This window comes from Methyloradius palustris (genome assembly GCF_019703875.1).
Taxonomy (GTDB): domain Bacteria; phylum Pseudomonadota; class Gammaproteobacteria; order Burkholderiales; family Methylophilaceae; genus Methyloradius; species Methyloradius palustris.
Window position 1 is genome coordinate 294,565 of sequence record NZ_AP024110.1, and the last position, 16,243, is coordinate 310,807.

A 16,243-nucleotide genomic window follows, 5' to 3' on the forward strand; every position below is an offset into this window, starting at 1 on the left:
CATGACTAATAACGTAAATAATGTAAACCCGCGCTTACGTCGTGCACGTAAGACCCGCGCCAAGATTGCCGAACTCAAGGTTACCCGCCTGAGCGTGCATCGCAGTAACGGTCATATCTATGCTCAGATCATTGCTGAAACCGGTGATAAGGTCTTGGCAAGTGCTTCTACTGTTGAAGTTGAAGTACGTAAAGACATTAAAAATGGTGGCAACATTGCTGCTGCTGCTGCGATTGGTAAGCGTATTGCTGAAAAAGCAAAGGCTGCAGGTATTACTCAAGTGGCTTTTGACCGTTCAGGCTACAAGTACCATGGTCGTATTAAAGCGTTGGCAGATGCTGCACGCGAAAACGGCTTGACCTTTTAACTGACGGCATTGCTAATAGACAGGGTTAATGATGGCAAAAGAAATTGAACAACAGCAGACCGATGGTCTGCGTGAAAAAATGATTGCAGTAAACCGTGTGACCAAGGTTGTTAAAGGTGGTCGCATTATGAGTTTTGCTGCATTGAGCGTAGTTGGTGATGGCGATGGAGCTGTTGGCATGGGTAAAGGTAAAGCGCGTGAAGTTCCAGTCGCTGTACAAAAAGCCATGGATGAAGCGCGTCGCGGCATGGTTAAGGTAAACCTGAATAACGGTACATTGCATCACGCAGTCACTGGTGTTCACGGCGCTGCTAAAGTGTTCATCCAGCCTGCATCTGAAGGTACTGGCATTATCGCTGGTGGCGCAATGCGTGCGATTTTTGAAGTGATGGGCATTACTAACGTGTTGGCTAAGTGCATTGGTTCTACCAATCCTTACAACGTAGTACGTGCAACACTCAATGGTTTGCAATCAATGAATACACCTTCTGAAGTTGCTGCTAAACGTGGCAAAACTATTGAAGAAATCAGAGGCTAATCATGGCTAAGGCAAAAAAAGAAGTAGAAGCAGTTGGTACCGTTAAAGTGACTTTGGTTAAAAGCACGATTGGCCGTATTGCATCTCACAAAGCAAGTGTTGCTGGCCTCGGTTTACGCCGTATGCATCACACAGTTGAAGTGAAAGATACACCAGAAAACCGCGGCATGATCAATGCTGTGAACTATCTATTGAAGGTAGAAGCATAATGAAATTGAATTCTATTAAACCAGCCGAAGGTGCAAAGCACGCTAAGCGTCGCGTTGGCCGTGGTATTGGTTCAGGTTTGGGTAAGACTGCTGGCCGTGGTCATAAAGGTCAGAAGTCTCGCACAGGTGGCTTCCACAAGGTTGGTTTTGAAGGCGGTCAAATGCCTTTGCAACGCCGTTTGCCTAAGCGTGGTTTCGTATCATTGACTAAAGCAGATACTGCACATGTACGTACTAGCGAGTTGTTGCAAGTGACATCAGATGTGATTGATTTGTTGGCGTTGAAAGAAGCGAAAGTAGTTCCAGCTTCTGCGAAGTCAGTAAAAGTATATTTGTCAGGTGATTTGACGCGTGCTGTCAGTGTTCAAGGCTTGTTACTAAGCAAGGGTGCACGTGCAGCGGTAGAAGCAGCTGGCGGCAAGATCGTAGAGTAAACAGTTGGCTAACGATAGTATTTTTGGTGCATTTGGTAAGATGAGCGAGCTTAAAGGCCGCTTGTTATTTGTGTTAGGTGCTTTGGTAGTCTATCGCTTAGGCGCACATATTCCTGTGCCTGGCATAGACCCTGATATCTTGGCGAAGCTGTTCGAATCTAACAACAATGGCATTCTGGGTATGTTTAACATGTTCTCAGGTGGTGCGTTGTCCCGATTCACAGTGTTTGCGCTAGGTATCATGCCCTACATTTCAGCCTCTATTATTATGCAGTTGCTGACAGTAGTTTCCCCGAAAATGGAACAGCTGAAAAAAGAAGGCGAAGCAGGCCGTCGCCAGATTACTAAGTACACACGCTATGGCACTGTATTTTTAGCTACTTTTCAAGCCTTAGGTATTGCGATTGCGCTAGAAGGTCAGGCTGGTCTGGTGATTGATCCAGGTTTGATGTTCCGTTTTACTGCTGTCATCACTTTGGTGAGCGGCACAATGTTTTTGATGTGGTTGGGTGAGCAGATTACCGAACGTGGTATCGGTAACGGTATATCAATCATTATTTTTGCAGGTATCGTTGCAGGTTTGCCGCATGCAGTATTTGGTACGCTTGAGTTAGCTAGAACAGGTGCTTTCTCAATTCCGTTAGTGCTGGGTTTATTTGTAGCAACAGTAGGTGTTGTGTACTTCGTGGTTTTTGTTGAACGTGGCCAACGTAAGATCACCGTGAATTATGCTAAGCGTCAAGTAGGTCGCAAAGTATTTGGTGGTCAAACTAGTCACTTGCCTTTGAAGCTGAATATGGCGGGTGTAATTCCTCCGATTTTTGCTTCAAGTATTATTTTGTTTCCAGCGACATTGGCTGGTTGGTTTGGCAGCAATGAACATATGACATGGTTGAAGGATATTGGGTCTACTTTATCTCCTGGTCAGCCGCTGTACATCATATTGTTTGCTACTGCGATTATATTCTTTTGCTTTTTTTACACTGCATTAGTGTTTAACCCAAAAGAGACCGCAGACAATTTGAAGAAGAGTGGTGCATTTGTTCCTGGGATTCGTCCTGGTGAGCAAACAGCTAAGTACATAGATAAGATTACTGGTCGTTTGACCATGATAGGTGCGATTTACATTACGTTGGTTTGTTTATTGCCCGAGTTTTTGATTTTGAAGTTTAATGTGCCATTTTACTTTGGTGGTACTTCGTTGCTGATTATCGTGGTTGTGACCATGGATTTCATGACACAAGTGCAAGCCCACCTGATGTCTAGCCAGTATGAAGGCTTGTTGAAAAAAGCTAACTTTAAAGGTAGTGCGGTCAGCACACGTTGATCGGGTAAAGTATGGCGAAAGAAGATTCAATAGAAATGCAGGGTGTAGTGTTGGAGAATTTACCTAACGCTACATTTAGAGTGAAGCTGGAAAATGATTACGTTGTATTAGGTCATATCTCAGGAAAGATGCGTAAGAACTACATTCGTATCCTACCTGGTGACAAGGTCACAGTGGAAATGACCCCATATGATTTATCCCGTGCGCGTATTATATTCCGCGTGAAATAATAGTTTTTAAAGCTTAGCAATAAGCGGTTAAGAGGTGAAAAAATGAGAGTTCGTGCATCTGTTAAGGCTTTATGCCGTCACTGTAAGGTTGTCCGCCGTCGTGGAGTGGTACGTATCATTTGTACAGACCCACGCCATAAGCAACGCCAAGGTTAATTGGAATAAGCAAGAAGTTGTGAGTAGATAGTCAGTTCAAATGCTAATTGTTAAAAACGGCATAAACTGTTAAAATTTTGGGCTTTTTTGGCGATTTGATTAAGCCATTTAATTCAAATCATTGCGCCATCATTTTGGAGTAAATACATGGCTCGTATAGCTGGGGTAAATATCCCCAATCATAAACATACTGAAATCGCATTAACATCTATCTATGGTGTTGGTCGTAACACAGCTAAACAAATCTGTTTGGCAGCTGGCGTGTTATCAACCACCAAGATCAAAGATCTGAATGATGCTGAAGTTGAAAAGTTACGTGACGAAATCGCTAAGTTAAAAGTTGAAGGTGACTTGCGTCGTGAAGTAACCATGAATATCAAGCGTTTGATGGATTTGGGTTGCTATCGTGGCGTGCGTCATCGTCGCGGTTTGCCAGTTCGTGGTCAACGTACCAAAACCAATGCGAGAACTCGCAAAGGCCCAATCAAGCCAATTAAGTCGTCTAAGTAATACATCCTAGTTAAGGAATAAGTAACATGGCTAAAGCTAACGTCCGCGTACGTAAAAAAGTTAAAAAGAATATTGCCGAGGGCATCGCCCACGTACATGCTTCATTTAACAACACAATTATTACTATTACTGATCGTCAGGGTAATGCGCTTTCATGGGCAACTTCTGGCGGTGCTGGTTTCAAAGGTTCACGTAAAAGTACACCATTTGCAGCTCAAGTTGCTGCAGAGGCTGCAGGTAAAGCCGCTCAAGAATGTGGTGTTAAGAATCTTGAAGTTCGCATCAAAGGTCCAGGCCCAGGTCGTGAGTCAGCCGTTCGTGCACTTAATGCGCTAGGTTTAAAAATTACCAGTATTTCTGATGTGACGCCCGTGCCACATAACGGTTGCCGTCCACCTAAAAAGCGTCGTATCTAATCACTTTACGTGTTTAGTAACGAACAATTTTAAGCAATCAGATCACACAAGGATAGGCTATGCAAAACAGTCCGACCGAATATTTAAAGCCACGTGTAGTGGATGTTGAAGTTATTTCACCAGTAAGAGCGCGTGTAACTCTAGAGCCTATGGAGCGCGGTTTTGGCTATACATTAGGTAATGCGTTGCGCCGCGTATTGTTATCTTCAATTCCTGGCTTTGCAATTACTGAAGTGAAGATTGATGGTGTTGTGCATGAATACTCAACGATTGATGGGGTTCAAGAAGATGTGGTTGATATTCTACTGAATCTAAAAGGCGTTGCACTTAAACTGAACAGCAAAAGTGAAACCACTTTGATTCTGAATAAGTCTGTTGAAGGTGTTGTAACCGCTGCTGACTTTGAAACGGGTCACGATGCTGAAATTGCTAACCCGAATCATGTGATTGCTCACCTGACCAAGGGTGGTAAGCTGAATCTTGAAGTTAAAGTGCAAATGGGTCGTGGCTACCAGCCAGTTCCAGCACGTTTAAAGTCTGATGAAGACCGTGTACTGGGCTTCATTCAGGTGGATGCTTCTTTCAGCCCAATCAGCAAGGTAAGTTACCACGTTGAGAGTGCACGCGTTGAGCAACGTACCGACTTAGACAAGCTTGTAATGGATGTTGAGACCAACGGTGTTGTTGAACCTGAACAAGCGATTCGTGATGCAGCTCGTATCTTGATGGGTCAATTAGCTGTTTTCGCTGATCTTGAAGGTGCACCTACAGAAATCGAAGTAAAGAATGCACCACAGGTTGATCCTATCCTGTTGCGTCCAGTTGATGATCTTGAATTGACTGTGCGTTCTGCAAACTGCCTGAAAGCTGAAAACATCTACTACATTGGTGATTTGATCCAACGTGGTGAGAATGAGTTGTTAAAAGCGCCGAATCTTGGCCGTAAATCTCTGAACGAGATTAAAGATGTATTGGCTTCAAAAGGTCTTACATTGGGCATGAAGCTGGAAAACTGGCCACCAGTTGGTCTTGAGAAGATTTAAAGAAAAACCTAAAAGTATATTAGCAAAGGTGTGAGGTATCACTATGCGTCATCGTAACAGTAATCGAAAATTAAACCGCACAAGCAGCCATCGTCAAGCGATGTTCCGCAATATGGCGACTTCACTATTGCGTCATGAAATCATTAAGACGACATTGCCTAAGGCAAAAGAGTTGCGTCGTGTTGCTGAGCCTTTAATTACGCTTGGTAAAACACCTACTCTCGCTAATCGTCGTTTAGCTTTTGCGCGTCTTCGTGACCGTGATATTGTTGGTAAGTTATTTGCTGAATTGGGCCCTCGTTATCAAACACGCAATGGTGGTTATTTGCGTATTCTGAAATGCGGTTTCCGTTTAGGCGATAATGCACCAATGGCGTTGATTGAATTGGTTGATCGCCCTGATTTAACTGCAGAACCAGTAGTTGCTGAATAAGTATTAATTTAATGAAAAAGCCGGCTATATGCCGGCTTTTTCATTGGTAAGAAAATATGAACAGATCAGTTTTCTTTTAACCACACTCTTAAATCGTTTTCGTTAAATGGCCACGATAGCTCTGATTTATCGGTATTGATAAGTACTGGTATTCTGATGCCATAGGCTTCAACAAGAGATTCATCGTCTGCAATATCAACTAGCTGAAGAGTGATTGGGTACTCATCTTCTAATCTGCCAAGTAAGGCTTCTGCTTCTTCACAAAGATGACAGCCTGATGTTCCATACAATATAAGGTTAATCATGAAGTTTGCTAATTCGTTTATTTCTCAATTCTAGTATTGCAACAATATTAAGGTTTTCTATACTGCCAAAAACGGCCATAATATGAGGCTGTAGCTACACCATATTGGCTAGCACTCCAAAGCCATGCAAATCAAATTCAGAGGTTATTATTTGCTTATTGTAAGCCAGACTGTTTCAGCGAGCCTAATAAATGACCACTGACCACAAAAAAACTATAGCCAAGGACGATATTTCCGAAGAGTCTGCTTTTCAAGAGGCAAAGGAAAGTCTTCAGGAAAGTTTGCAGCAGGTCATCACGCTGCTTAATAAGCATAAGCTCGTCGAGAATCTGGTACATAAACAGGATATGGCTAAACACCAGCTTGTAGAAACGCTGGTACACAAGCAAAACCTAGTCGAGCTGCAGAAGAAGCTCGATGCACTTCACCCCGCAGACGTTGCCTATATTCTTGAGGCGCTGCCACTAGAGCAACGCTTGGATGTATGGGAACTGGTAAAGGCAGAACGCGATGGTGAGATTCTGCTGGAAGTATCTGATGCCGTTCGGCAAACCCTTATTGCCGACATGGATAGTGAAGAGTTGCTGGCAGCAGCAGAGCAGCTCGATACGGACGAACTGGCTGACTTAGCACCAGATCTACCAAAAGATGTTTTGCAAGACTTGCTGGAAAGTCTTGATATCCAGAATCGTGAACGTCTGCAATCGGCTCTTGGTTATGATGAAGATGATGTTGGCGCATTGATGGATTTTGATATTGTCACCATCCGCGAAGATATTACTCTTGAAGTTGCGCTACGCTATCTACGCCGTATAGGCAGCCTCCCTGACCATACTGATAAGTTGTTCGTCGTTGATCGTAACAATATTCTACTTGGAGTTTTGCCACTTAAACGTATGGTGGTGAATGATCTTGACGCAGAAGTATTGGACATCATGGCTGAAGACACGGTGACCTTTCATCCTGATGATAAAGCAGACGAAGCAGCCAAGGCATTTGAGCGTTATGACTTGGTAACCGCGCCAGTTGTTGATGAAAATAATAAACTGGTTGGTCGCTTAACCGTTGATACGGTCATGGACTTTATTCGTGATGAAGCGGAAAGCGACATGCTCTCTATGGCAGGTTTGCGTGAAGAAGAGGATTTATTCTCTTCAGTGTGGAAGTCTGTGCAAAACCGTTGGACCTGGCTGGCAGTGAATCTTGTGACTGCATTTGTAGCATCTCGCGTTATTGGCTTGTTTGAGGGCTCTATTGAAAAAATCGTGGCATTGGCAGCTTTAATGCCAATTGTGGCTGGCATAGGCGGTAACTCTGGCAATCAAACAACCACCATGATTGTGCGCGGTTTAGCCCTCGGCCAGATCGCCTCACACAACATGAAATCGTTACTTATTAAAGAATTAGGCGTCGCCTTGCTGAATGGCATCATATGGGGTGGCGTATTGGGTATTGCCTCATATCTGCTCTACAAGAATGTAACACTTGGTTTAGTGATGACAAGTGCAATGACCCTTAATCTATTGCTTGCAGCCATTATGGGTGTATTGATTCCGTTAGTGATGACTAAGGCTGGTCGCGACCCCGCCGTAGGCTCCAGCGTGCTCATTACCGCTATGACAGATAGCGGTGGGTTTTTTATTTTTCTAGGCCTAGCGACTATTTTTCTAGTATGAGTAATGACTAAATGAATGAAGAAATAAGCCTGCTGATGCAGGATTTGTTCACCGATACCGCGAGCCCGGTCATTTTGTGGCAGCTTGGTGTGATTGTGGTGGCATTAGGCCTTGCGTGGTCAATAAATGGCCTGTTGAAAAATTACATCATGCAGCATGCGCCTGAGACATGGAAAGTCGGGATAGGCGGTATCAAGCGCGTGCTCTTCCCTTTGAGTTCACTCCTGATTGTGTACGCAGGCCAACTAGCGCTTAAGCAATGGCAGCATGTAAGCATGCTCAAGCTTGCTGCAACGCTCTTAATCGCGATGGCGGTCATCAGGCTTGTTGTGTATGCATTACGTTATATTTTCGCACCTGGCGGCTGGGTAAGGGCGCTTGAGAGTGTAATAGCTAGTGTTGTATGGTTAATATTGGCTTTACATCTCACGGGCTTGTTACCTGATTTATTGCAAACCTTGGAAGATGTCAATTTCAAAGTAGGTAAAACCAATGCCAATCTTTTGATTGTGCTGCAAGGCGCATTCACGATCATCATCACCTTGTTTATTGCCTTGTGGCTCAGTCGTTTGTTAGAAAACAGGCTGATGCAGGCGCAGCAAATAAATATGAATATGCGCGTGGTGCTGACAAAGCTACTGCGGATATTACTTTCATTGATCGCTGTATTGGTTGGCCTGTCAGCGGTAGGCTTGGATATCACTTTGCTCTCGGTTTTTGGCGGTGCTATCGGTATAGGCTTGGGCTTTGGCTTGCAGAAGATTACGAGTAACTATGTCAGTGGTTTTATTATCCTGATGGATAAGTCCATGCAGATTGGTGATGTGGTGACTATCGAAACTCACTACGGTATCGTCGGCGATTTACGTTCACGCTATTTGGTGCTTAATAAGCTAGATGGTACACAGGTGATTATCCCTAATGAGACATTGATCACTAGCATGGTCATTAACCACTCATTAACAGACAGAAAATCGCGCGTGCAGCTACCAATACAAATTAGCTACGATAGTGACCTGGAAAAAGCCATGAATATCATGCGAGATATCGCGGTGAAACATCCGCGGGTGATACAAGACCCAGCGCCATCCGCCTATATATTAGCGTTTGGTGAAAGTGGCATAGACCTCAATCTGAATTGCTGGATTATTGATCCAGAAGAAGGCTCATCCAATTTGAAATCAGCGATTTATCTAGAGATATGGCGTGCATTCCAAGCGAGTGGTATTGTTATTCCTTACCCGCAACGTGAAGTACGTGTGCTGGGTGAGGTAGCGATGAATAACAAGAATAGTGCTACTTAATTTAAGTTAAAAGTGGGGAATACGAAATGAATAATAATCTGTGGTTAATTGATTTACCTTGGTGGGGATACATTGTCGTTGCGCTGGCGTTCACGCATATCACGATAGCGGCTGTCACTATTTACCTGCACCGTTGCCAGGCACATCGTGCATTAGAATTACACCCTATTGTTAGCCATTTTTTCAGGTTCTGGCTGTGGATGAGCTCGGGAATGGTGACTAAGGAATGGGCAGCTATCCACCGTAAGCACCATGCAAAATGCGAGACTGAAGATGATCCGCATAGTCCACAAGTGCTAGGCATTCAAAAGGTTTTGCGCGAGGGAGCGGAGCTTTATCGTGCTGAAGCCAAAAACCTGGAAACTTTGGAGAAATATGGTTCAGGCACCCCTGATGACTGGATGGAGCGTAATGTTTATACCAAGCATAGTGGTGTTGGTTTACGCATGATGTTGATCATCAATGTTGTATTGTTTGGCCCACTAGGCTTGACCATCTGGGCTGTACAAATGGCCTGGATACCTATTACTGCTGCTGGTGTGATCAACGGTATTGGCCATTATTGGGGTTATCGTAATTTTGCAGCAGATGATGCAAGTACCAATATTATTCCTTGGGGAATTCTGATCGGTGGCGAAGAGTTGCATAATAACCACCACTCCTATGCAAGCTCTGCCAAGCTATCAAGCAAATGGTATGAGTTCGATATCGGCTGGATGTATATTCGCCTCATGCAAATGGTCAGTCTTGCTAAAGTGAAAAAGATCGCACCGAAAGTACATTTCGACTGGGCGAAAACGCGTTGTGATCTTGATACTTTACAAGCTGTGATTACCCACCGATTTGACGTGATGGGTAAATATGGCGCTATGCTGAAAACTGCATACAAACAGGAGTTAGATAAAATCCATCATGCTTATGAGCAGCGTAGCCATGAGCGAGTGTCAATTGAGCGTATCAAGCATTGGTTGCATCTGGATGCGATTCACCTGCAAGATAAAGAAAAGCAGGAGTTACATAATGCCTTGCAGCATACGCATCAACTGCAAAAAATCTATGATTTGAAACAAGAGTTGATGGCAATCTGGTCGCGCTCAACAGTCACGCAAGAGCAGCTATTAAAGAGCCTTGAAGACTGGTGCCACCGTGCTGAGGCATCAGGTATTGAGGCGCTTGAAGAGTTCTCGCGTCGCCTGCGTTGCTACAAAATGGCATAACCAGCACAGATTAGATAATTAACAGCAATAAAAAAGCCCGCATCGCGGGCTTTTTTATTGCTGAATAAGCAAAAGCTTATTTCAGTTTGGTTTCTTTATAAAGTACATGCTTACGAGCAACTGGATCAAACTTCTTGATTTCCATTTTCTCTGGCATGGTACGTTTGTTCTTGGTGGTGGTATAGAAATGACCTGTACCAGCACTTGACTCTAATTTGATTTTTTCACGCATGATTGTTCCTTAAATCTTCTCACCGCTTGCACGCATACCAGCTAGAACAGCATCAATGCCGTTTTTGTCGATTGTACGCAGTGCGGCGTTTGTAATACGCATACTAACCCAACGATTTTCGCTCTCAACCCAGAATTTGCGATTTTGCAAATTAGGTAAAAAACGACGTTTGGTTTTATTGTTTGCGTGGGAAACGTTATTTCCTACCATCGGCTTTTTGCCGGTTACCTGACATACGCGTGCCATGGTTTACTCCAAATTCGAAAAGACCGCATTTATACCATAAAAATGGCAGGTTCTTCAAGTGAATTAGCTTAATTCATCATATTTAAGCTAAAAAACTAGTGTTTGCCTGTGCTACCAAACCCACCTTCGCCACGTTCGCTCGCCGCAAATTCATCCACTACACTAAAATCAGCCTGTATGACGGGCACAATGATCAGTTGGGCAATGCGTTCCATCGGGTTGAGCATAAAAGGCTCACGACCTCTGTTCCAGCACGATACGAGCAATTGTCCCTGATAGTCAGAGTCAATCAGGCCGACAAGGTTACCTAATACGATGCCATGTTTGTGCCCAAGCCCTGAACGGGGCAGTATCATGGCTGCATAGTTTGGGTCACGCAGATATATGGCCATTCCAGTGGGTATTAATGTCGTTTCACCTGGGTTAAGCGTTTGTGTGTGCTCCAGGCATGCGCGTAAATCAAGGCCAGCTGACCCTGGCGTGGCATAGCTAGGTAGATGATTTCGCAGGCGCTCATCCAGAATTTTAAGCTCGACTTTTAATGACATGTGATGGCCTTTATTTAGGTGAATTAAATGTTCATTATGTTGGCGATATGTTGCAGTAGCGTAGCAGCAAGCTCAGCTTTTGGTGCATAAGAAAATGTGTGAGTACCTTCATCGTCCAGCAATACAATAGATGCATCGTCTTTACCCATAGTGTCACTGGCAATATTGGCCACGACTAAAGGGAGTTTTTTGCGCTGCCTTTTTTCTTCGGCATGCTTAAGTAAATCGTCACTTTCAGCTGCGAATCCTACGCAAAAAGGTGCATTGGGCATGGCTGCAACTTCAGCAATAATATCCCTATTTGGTATTAACTCTAAGGTAAGCGGTTGCCCACTTTTCTTGATTTTTTTCGCACTGTATTCTGCGGGGCGATAGTCGGCCACCGCAGCAACACCAATAAAAATATCCTGTTGGGCAATTGCATACATGACAGCCTGGTACATTTCCTCAGCACTCGTCACGGATTCAAAATGGCTGACTAATGGCGTTGTGAGTGAAGTTGGCCCGCTCACTAGCGTGACTTCAGCGCCCATCGCCTGTGCTACCCGCGCAATGCTGTAACCCATTTTTCCAGAACTAAAATTGGTTAACGCACGTACAGGGTCAATCGATTCTAGAGTCGGCCCTGCAGTGACTAAAATACGTTTACCTTTGAAAATTTTTGGTAAAAAGGCCGTACTTAACCACTCTGCAATCTCTGCTGGTTCAAGCATGCGCCCCAAACCGACCTCACCACAGGCTTGCTCGCCGGCATCTGGACCGATAACTTTTATGTCATCAGCTTGCAATTGCTGGATATTGCGTTGCGTTGCCGGATTTTCCCACATTTGCTTATTCATGGCGGGCGCAACAATCAGCGGGCAGTCTCTTGCCAGGCAAAGTGTGCTTAATAGGTCATCAGCGCTACCATGCACGAGTTTGGATAAAAAGTTAGCGCTTGCTGGCGCAATCAAAATCGCGTCAGCACTGCGTGATAGCTCGATATGCGGCATGCCATTGGCAATGCTGCCATCCCACATTTCACTGAATACTGGCTTACCAGACAGCGCCTGCAAAGTGATAGGCGTGATGAACTCGCAGGCAGATTTAGTCATGACTACCTGAACGTCTATGCCTTGTTTAACGAGTAGTCGTACAAGTTCAGCCGCTTTGTAGGCTGCAATGCCGCCAGTGATGCCAAGTACCAGTTTTTTAATGGGAGAATACGTCATAATAATCAATGGTTTTATATCAGTCGATTTTACATGAAAGGCAACAGGCATGGCGATTACAGATTGGCCAGAGGGTGAGCGTCCCAGAGAAAAGTTGTTGGCGAATGGCGTCGCAGTGTTGTCAGATGCAGAACTATTGGCCATATTTTTACGGGTAGGTGTCACAGGCAAGAGTGCTGTGGATTTAGCACGTGATTTGCTCAACGCATTCGGTAGCTTGAACGGTATTTTCTCTGCATCGCTTGCTGAGATCACTGCTATTAATGGCATGGGTGATAGCAAATTCGCACAGCTACAGGCGATTTTTGAAATGAGTCGTCGTGCCTTGCAAGAAGATATGCAAAGCCGTGATGTATTGAGCTCACCCAAGCAAGTGAGGGATTACTTATGCCTGAAATTAGGTAGTTTGAATCGTGAGGTATTTCTCGTCTTGTTTCTCGATGCGCAAAACCGTGTGCTGGCTCAAGAAAGCATGTTTGAGGGAACGCTTACCCAAACCAGTGTGTATCCGCGAGAAATAGTGAAGCGAGCATTACATCACAACGCAGCTTCGGTGATTTTCGCTCATAACCATCCATCGGGTATTGCTCAGCAGAGCCGTGCGGACGAGATGCTGACTAAAGCACTCAAGGATGCCTTGGCATTGGTTGATGTGCGCGTGCTAGACCACTTTGTTGTTGCGGGAAACCAGACGCTATCGTTTGCTGAACGCGGCCTGCTTTAGTTACTTTATTCACTTATAGAGGCCTGACTTAAAGATATCCAGCCTAACTTTAAGCCTAGTTCAGCCTAAATATCACTTGGGGTTGAGTGTGCCGCGGTTAAAGTCTTTATCTCCAGGTTTAATGCATCGACCAACACCAAGGCCAAAAAATCCGCCCTGAGTACCATTAGGGCAGCCCTGGTTTTCCACATACTGTTTGGAGATTTTTTCAGCTACAACAGCTTTTTCTTTTTCTACAAATTTCCAGCGCCCATTCGGCTGCAAAATCACTTTATCGCCACTGGCGGTGACTGCTTCAATATCGCTGCCAGCATCTTCAGCTGCTGCGTAGCTCATTGATAGGGATGCGGCAAATAACATTGAAAGAACTGCTAGGGTGGTGGTTTTCTTCATGTATTCAGGGCTTTCATTCGGGTGAAAAGTAATTGCCATAACCCTAACATAAATCAAGCAGAGCATGAAGTAGCATTGCCTGAAAGCATGCAGACGTATGCTGGTGTAGAGTCGGCAGTGTCCTACAGTCAAATCAGCTTATTCAGGCTGCTGAGTGATGTATTGAATCTCTAATATAGAAATGCATCAAAGAATTCCAAAAGATTTTTCAGGAGAAATAAAATGAATCGAGCATCTAAATTTTTCACAGTGAGTTTGTTAACGTTTACCTTATTGAGCTTGAGCGCTTGTAGCGGCATGACAAAGCGCGATAAGAATACCGCCGTAGGCGCAGGTGTTGGTGCTGTTGCTGGTGCGGTTTTAACTGGCGGCAGTGCTATCGGTACTGTAGGTGGTGCAGCCGTGGGTGGCGTGATTGGTAATCAGGTAGGTAAACACAAATAAAGTCTCTATGTAGTCTAATAGTTATTGATTTAGCGCTATCAAAAGCCCTTGTTACTTGAAATAACAAGGGCTTTTTTGCGCCTTTATTTTTTTGGCGAGGCCAATTCCTTTGTGGATTAGCTACAGTTACATATTCTATTCAGCAAGGCCTGATTTATACTATGACTCTTGTTAACAAACTCAAGTTAAACGAGTCACAAGCACTGGCGAATAAAAATGAATCATGTATTTAAAAAAATAGGGTGGATTTTAGTCGCTTTGCTAGGCGCTACCGCAGTGAGCGCCATTGCGACGCATCGTGGTGAAAGCATCAATGCTTTGTGGTTTATTACTGCGGCGCTGTGTATTTATGCGATTGCCTATCGTTTTTACGCGGCATGGATTATCGCAAAAGTATTAACGGTCGATGAAACGCGTGCAACGCCCGCCGAACGCATGGATAACGGCCGCGATTTTGTACCTACTAATAAATGGGTGGTATTTGGTCACCATTTTGCTGCAATCGCAGGGCCTGGCCCACTGGTTGGGCCAACGCTTGCTGCCCAGTTTGGTTACTTGCCTGGCACGCTCTGGATATTAATCGGTGCAGTGCTTGGTGGTTGTGTGCAAGATACCGTGACATTGTTTTTATCTACGCGGCGCAATGGCAAGAGCTTGGGGCAGATGGCGCGTGATGAGTTGGGTCCGATTGGTGGTTCTGCCGCGTTGATAGGTACCTTTGCCATCATGATTATCTTGATTGCTGTGCTCGGCTTAGTAGTCGTAAATGCGATGAAGCATAGCCCGTGGGCAACATCTACTGTGGCTGCGACTATTCCTATCGCCATGATTGTTGGGCTTTACATGCGTCATTTCAGGCCAGGCCAAGTGCTTGAGGCTTCAGCGTTGGGTGTTGCCTTGCTTTTGCTTGCAGTATTTATGGGCGGGTTTGTTGACCATCATCCTACATTACGTGTCATTTTTGATCATGATGGATTGACGCTGGCATGGTGGGTGATTGCCTATGGCCTAGCCGCCGCAGTCTTGCCTGTATGGCTGTTGCTTGCACCTAGAGATTATCTTTCTACCTTTATGAAGCTGGGCACGGTCATTGTGCTAGCACTGGCCATATTCATCTGGCGCCCCGATGTGCAGATGCCAGCTTTGACCAAGTTTATTGATGGCACAGGCCCTATATTTGGCGGGTCTTTATTCCCGTTTGTCTTTATTACCATTGCTTGCGGTGCGGTATCTGGTTTTCATGCCTTGATTGCTTCTGGCACAACGCCAAAGTTGATTGCTAATGAACGCGACATCCGCATGATTGCTTATGGTGGCATGTTGCTCGAATCGTTCGTTGCGATTATGGCCATGGTTGCAGCTACAGTGCTTGAGCCTGGCGTGTTTTTCGCCATCAATAGCCCAGCAGGTGTTGTGGGTAAAGAGGCGGCAGACGCAGTTGCCATGATTTCTTCTTGGGGTTTCCCCGTGACTGTGGAGCAAATGCAGAGTTTGGCGACTGACATGGGCGAATCAACCTTGTTCGCACGCACGGGCGGGGCGCCATCACTTGCAGTAGGCATGGCCACTATATTTGGCAAAGCCTTTGGCCAGGGACTACTTGCTTTGTGGTACCACTTTGCCATTATGTTTGAGGCTATTTTTATATTGACCACGCTAGATGCAGGTACGCGCGTTGGTCGATTCATGCTGCAAGATATGTTGAGCAATATTTGGCCAAAAATGGGTCAAACCTCATGGTATCCCTCAGTGATTTTAACCAGTGGGCTGGTGGTCGCTGGTTGGGGATATTTTCTTTATATCGGAGTGATTGACCCAAATGGTGGCGTCAATATTCTGTGGCCGATGTTTGGCATTGCTAACCAGATGTTGGCAGCTATCGCTTTGAGCGTTGGTACGGGCATTCTGATTAAAAATGGCAAACTAAAGTATGCGTGGGTCACAGGTTTGCCACTGGTTTGGCTGGTCACACTGACCACAAGTGCCGCATGGGAGAAAATTACCAGCCCTGATGTTCGCGTAGGCTTTTTTGCTGCTGCTAATGATTTAGCCAGCAAACTAGCTGCAGGACTGTTACCACCAGAAAAAGCGGCGGTTGCACCACAACTAATCCTTAACCAACGCCTAGATGCTTGGCTCACGCTTTTCTTTGTAGTAATGCTCTGGATAGTGGTGCTGGATATGTTGCGGGTATGTGTGCGTTATCTTGCGGGTAAATCTGTGCGGCCGAATACTGAAACACCTTATGTGGCCACCCAACTGGTTAATTAAATTGAGCCA

General features: G+C 45.0%; 23 protein-coding genes. 17 read left to right on the forward strand and 6 right to left on the reverse strand.

Features of this window, described 5'->3' with window-relative positions:
• Position 1: 1 nt before the first annotated feature.
• From rplR to rplQ, 11 genes are all read left to right on the forward strand, one after another.
• Complete coding sequence (gene rplR, locus ZMTM_RS01560; protein ID WP_221764598.1) at positions 2 to 367, forward strand: 50S ribosomal protein L18; 366 nt, start codon at positions 2 to 4, stop codon at positions 365 to 367.
• A gap of 31 nt (positions 368 to 398) precedes the next feature.
• The gene (gene rpsE, locus ZMTM_RS01565; RefSeq protein ID WP_221765529.1) at positions 399 to 905 is read left to right on the forward strand and encodes a 30S ribosomal protein S5; all 507 of its coding nucleotides are present in this window, start codon (positions 399 to 401) and stop codon (positions 903 to 905) included.
• Between the two features lie 2 nt (positions 906 to 907).
• Entirely contained in the window at positions 908 to 1,114 is a 207-nt protein-coding gene (gene rpmD, locus ZMTM_RS01570; protein ID WP_221764599.1) for a 50S ribosomal protein L30, read from the forward strand.
• The gene (gene rplO, locus ZMTM_RS01575; RefSeq protein WP_221764600.1) at positions 1,114 to 1,548 is read left to right on the forward strand and encodes a 50S ribosomal protein L15; all 435 of its coding nucleotides are present in this window, start codon (positions 1,114 to 1,116) and stop codon (positions 1,546 to 1,548) included. The genes rpmD and rplO overlap by 1 nt, the downstream gene beginning before the upstream one ends.
• Before the next feature lie 40 nt (positions 1,549 to 1,588).
• Positions 1,589 to 2,875 (forward strand): preprotein translocase subunit SecY, encoded by a 1,287-nt coding sequence (gene secY, locus ZMTM_RS01580; protein ID WP_404804701.1) that lies wholly within the window; start codon positions 1,589 to 1,591, stop codon positions 2,873 to 2,875.
• A gap of 11 nt (positions 2,876 to 2,886) precedes the next feature.
• The gene (gene infA, locus ZMTM_RS01585) at positions 2,887 to 3,105 is read left to right on the forward strand and encodes a translation initiation factor IF-1 (RefSeq protein ID WP_221764602.1); all 219 of its coding nucleotides are present in this window, start codon (positions 2,887 to 2,889) and stop codon (positions 3,103 to 3,105) included.
• Between the two features lie 42 nt (positions 3,106 to 3,147).
• On the forward strand, positions 3,148 to 3,261 hold the full coding sequence (gene rpmJ, locus ZMTM_RS01590) for a 50S ribosomal protein L36 (RefSeq protein WP_019899738.1): 114 nt from the start codon (positions 3,148 to 3,150) through the stop codon (positions 3,259 to 3,261).
• 147 nt (positions 3,262 to 3,408) lie between these two features.
• Complete coding sequence (rpsM, locus tag ZMTM_RS01595; RefSeq protein WP_221764603.1) at positions 3,409 to 3,771, forward strand: 30S ribosomal protein S13; 363 nt, start codon at positions 3,409 to 3,411, stop codon at positions 3,769 to 3,771.
• Positions 3,772 to 3,797: 26 nt separating this feature from the next.
• Positions 3,798 to 4,187 carry a 30S ribosomal protein S11 gene (rpsK, locus tag ZMTM_RS01600; protein ID WP_221764604.1) on the forward strand — a complete coding sequence of 130 codons (390 nt, stop codon included), beginning with the start codon at positions 3,798 to 3,800 and terminating at the stop codon, positions 4,185 to 4,187.
• 59 nt (positions 4,188 to 4,246) lie between these two features.
• Positions 4,247 to 5,230: a DNA-directed RNA polymerase subunit alpha gene (locus ZMTM_RS01605; RefSeq protein WP_221764605.1), complete on the forward strand. Its 984-nt coding sequence runs from the start codon at positions 4,247 to 4,249 to the stop codon at positions 5,228 to 5,230.
• A gap of 43 nt (positions 5,231 to 5,273) precedes the next feature.
• The gene (rplQ, locus tag ZMTM_RS01610; protein ID WP_221764606.1) at positions 5,274 to 5,663 is read left to right on the forward strand and encodes a 50S ribosomal protein L17; all 390 of its coding nucleotides are present in this window, start codon (positions 5,274 to 5,276) and stop codon (positions 5,661 to 5,663) included.
• A 65-nt stretch (positions 5,664 to 5,728) separates the two neighbouring features.
• Here the strand turns inward: rplQ and ZMTM_RS01615 are convergent, their stop codons facing one another.
• A complete protein-coding gene (locus ZMTM_RS01615) occupies positions 5,729 to 5,968 on the reverse strand; it encodes a glutaredoxin family protein (protein ID WP_221764607.1) in 240 nt (79 codons plus the stop codon).
• 191 nt (positions 5,969 to 6,159) lie between these two features.
• Here ZMTM_RS01615 and mgtE point away from each other — a divergent pair, with 191 nt between their 5' ends.
• Genes mgtE through ZMTM_RS01630 form a run of 3 tightly spaced genes read left to right on the forward strand, consistent with a single transcriptional unit; the run spans position 6,160 to position 10,165 of the window.
• Entirely contained in the window at positions 6,160 to 7,644 is a 1,485-nt protein-coding gene (gene mgtE, locus ZMTM_RS01620; protein ID WP_225907056.1) for a magnesium transporter, read from the forward strand.
• An 11-nt stretch (positions 7,645 to 7,655) separates the two neighbouring features.
• Positions 7,656 to 8,948 carry a mechanosensitive ion channel family protein gene (locus ZMTM_RS01625; RefSeq protein ID WP_221764608.1) on the forward strand — a complete coding sequence of 431 codons (1,293 nt, stop codon included), beginning with the start codon at positions 7,656 to 7,658 and terminating at the stop codon, positions 8,946 to 8,948.
• Positions 8,949 to 8,974: 26 nt separating this feature from the next.
• Positions 8,975 to 10,165, forward strand: a complete 1,191-nt coding sequence (locus ZMTM_RS01630; protein WP_221764609.1) for a DesA family fatty acid desaturase — start codon at positions 8,975 to 8,977, stop codon at positions 10,163 to 10,165.
• Positions 10,166 to 10,241: 76 nt separating this feature from the next.
• Here ZMTM_RS01630 and rpmG read toward each other — a convergent pair whose 3' ends face one another.
• The 4 genes from rpmG to coaBC all read right to left on the reverse strand — a co-directional run bounded on the left by rpmG (position 10,242) and on the right by coaBC (position 12,402).
• Positions 10,242 to 10,397, reverse strand: a complete 156-nt coding sequence (gene rpmG / locus ZMTM_RS01635; RefSeq protein ID WP_011478679.1) for a 50S ribosomal protein L33 — start codon at positions 10,395 to 10,397, stop codon at positions 10,242 to 10,244.
• Positions 10,398 to 10,406: 9 nt separating this feature from the next.
• Positions 10,407 to 10,643, reverse strand: a complete 237-nt coding sequence (gene rpmB / locus ZMTM_RS01640) for a 50S ribosomal protein L28 (protein WP_221764610.1) — start codon at positions 10,641 to 10,643, stop codon at positions 10,407 to 10,409.
• 95 nt (positions 10,644 to 10,738) lie between these two features.
• Positions 10,739 to 11,191: a dUTP diphosphatase gene (gene dut, locus ZMTM_RS01645; RefSeq protein WP_221764611.1), complete on the reverse strand. Its 453-nt coding sequence runs from the start codon at positions 11,189 to 11,191 to the stop codon at positions 10,739 to 10,741.
• A 23-nt stretch (positions 11,192 to 11,214) separates the two neighbouring features.
• Positions 11,215 to 12,402 carry a bifunctional phosphopantothenoylcysteine decarboxylase/phosphopantothenate--cysteine ligase CoaBC gene (gene coaBC / locus ZMTM_RS01650; RefSeq protein ID WP_221764612.1) on the reverse strand — a complete coding sequence of 396 codons (1,188 nt, stop codon included), beginning with the start codon at positions 12,400 to 12,402 and terminating at the stop codon, positions 11,215 to 11,217.
• Between the two features lie 49 nt (positions 12,403 to 12,451).
• Here coaBC and radC point away from each other — a divergent pair, with 49 nt between their 5' ends.
• Positions 12,452 to 13,126 (forward strand): RadC family protein, encoded by a 675-nt coding sequence (gene radC / locus ZMTM_RS01655; protein WP_221764613.1) that lies wholly within the window; start codon positions 12,452 to 12,454, stop codon positions 13,124 to 13,126.
• Between the two features lie 72 nt (positions 13,127 to 13,198).
• On the opposite strand, the gene ZMTM_RS01660 is transcribed toward radC, so the two are convergent.
• A complete protein-coding gene (locus ZMTM_RS01660; protein ID WP_225907057.1) occupies positions 13,199 to 13,558 on the reverse strand; it encodes a hypothetical protein in 360 nt (119 codons plus the stop codon).
• 183 nt (positions 13,559 to 13,741) lie between these two features.
• Here ZMTM_RS01660 and ZMTM_RS01665 point away from each other — a divergent pair, with 183 nt between their 5' ends.
• The gene (locus ZMTM_RS01665; protein WP_221764614.1) at positions 13,742 to 13,963 is read left to right on the forward strand and encodes a glycine zipper 2TM domain-containing protein; all 222 of its coding nucleotides are present in this window, start codon (positions 13,742 to 13,744) and stop codon (positions 13,961 to 13,963) included.
• 216 nt (positions 13,964 to 14,179) lie between these two features.
• Positions 14,180 to 16,234 carry a carbon starvation CstA family protein gene (locus ZMTM_RS01670; protein WP_221764615.1) on the forward strand — a complete coding sequence of 685 codons (2,055 nt, stop codon included), beginning with the start codon at positions 14,180 to 14,182 and terminating at the stop codon, positions 16,232 to 16,234.
• The last annotated feature ends 9 nt before the right edge of the window (positions 16,235 to 16,243 follow it).

What these genes read in the sequence shown, in the direction of transcription:
- ZMTM_RS01605 (WP_221764605.1), top strand. Translation starts at nt 4,247, where the DNA reads ATGCAAAACAGTCCGACCGAATATTTAAAGCCACGTGTAGTGGATGTT.
- rplR (WP_221764598.1), top strand. Translation starts at nt 2, where the DNA reads ATGACTAATAACGTAAATAATGTAAACCCGCGCTTACGTCGTGCACGT.
- mgtE (WP_225907056.1), top strand. Translation starts at nt 6,160, where the DNA reads ATGACCACTGACCACAAAAAAACTATAGCCAAGGACGATATTTCCGAA.
- rplO (WP_221764600.1), top strand. Translation starts at nt 1,114, where the DNA reads ATGAAATTGAATTCTATTAAACCAGCCGAAGGTGCAAAGCACGCTAAG.
- rpsK (WP_221764604.1), top strand. Translation starts at nt 3,798, where the DNA reads ATGGCTAAAGCTAACGTCCGCGTACGTAAAAAAGTTAAAAAGAATATT.
- ZMTM_RS01670 (WP_221764615.1), top strand. Translation starts at nt 14,180, where the DNA reads ATGAATCATGTATTTAAAAAAATAGGGTGGATTTTAGTCGCTTTGCTA.
- rpmJ (WP_019899738.1), top strand. Translation starts at nt 3,148, where the DNA reads ATGAGAGTTCGTGCATCTGTTAAGGCTTTATGCCGTCACTGTAAGGTT.
- ZMTM_RS01665 (WP_221764614.1), top strand. Translation starts at nt 13,742, where the DNA reads ATGAATCGAGCATCTAAATTTTTCACAGTGAGTTTGTTAACGTTTACC.
- ZMTM_RS01630 (WP_221764609.1), top strand. Translation starts at nt 8,975, where the DNA reads ATGAATAATAATCTGTGGTTAATTGATTTACCTTGGTGGGGATACATT.
- dut (WP_221764611.1), bottom strand. Translation starts at nt 11,191, where the DNA reads ATGTCATTAAAAGTCGAGCTTAAAATTCTGGATGAGCGCCTGCGAAAT.
- rpmB (WP_221764610.1), bottom strand. Translation starts at nt 10,643, where the DNA reads ATGGCACGCGTATGTCAGGTAACCGGCAAAAAGCCGATGGTAGGAAAT.
- radC (WP_221764613.1), top strand. Translation starts at nt 12,452, where the DNA reads ATGGCGATTACAGATTGGCCAGAGGGTGAGCGTCCCAGAGAAAAGTTG.
- secY (WP_404804701.1), top strand. Translation starts at nt 1,589, where the DNA reads ATGAGCGAGCTTAAAGGCCGCTTGTTATTTGTGTTAGGTGCTTTGGTA.
- rpmD (WP_221764599.1), top strand. Translation starts at nt 908, where the DNA reads ATGGCTAAGGCAAAAAAAGAAGTAGAAGCAGTTGGTACCGTTAAAGTG.
- rpsM (WP_221764603.1), top strand. Translation starts at nt 3,409, where the DNA reads ATGGCTCGTATAGCTGGGGTAAATATCCCCAATCATAAACATACTGAA.
- rpsE (WP_221765529.1), top strand. Translation starts at nt 399, where the DNA reads ATGGCAAAAGAAATTGAACAACAGCAGACCGATGGTCTGCGTGAAAAA.
- ZMTM_RS01625 (WP_221764608.1), top strand. Translation starts at nt 7,656, where the DNA reads ATGAATGAAGAAATAAGCCTGCTGATGCAGGATTTGTTCACCGATACC.
- rpmG (WP_011478679.1), bottom strand. Translation starts at nt 10,397, where the DNA reads ATGCGTGAAAAAATCAAATTAGAGTCAAGTGCTGGTACAGGTCATTTC.
- rplQ (WP_221764606.1), top strand. Translation starts at nt 5,274, where the DNA reads ATGCGTCATCGTAACAGTAATCGAAAATTAAACCGCACAAGCAGCCAT.
- ZMTM_RS01615 (WP_221764607.1), bottom strand. Translation starts at nt 5,968, where the DNA reads ATGATTAACCTTATATTGTATGGAACATCAGGCTGTCATCTTTGTGAA.
- coaBC (WP_221764612.1), bottom strand. Translation starts at nt 12,402, where the DNA reads ATGACGTATTCTCCCATTAAAAAACTGGTACTTGGCATCACTGGCGGC.
- ZMTM_RS01660 (WP_225907057.1), bottom strand. Translation starts at nt 13,558, where the DNA reads ATGGCAATTACTTTTCACCCGAATGAAAGCCCTGAATACATGAAGAAA.
- infA (WP_221764602.1), top strand. Translation starts at nt 2,887, where the DNA reads ATGGCGAAAGAAGATTCAATAGAAATGCAGGGTGTAGTGTTGGAGAAT.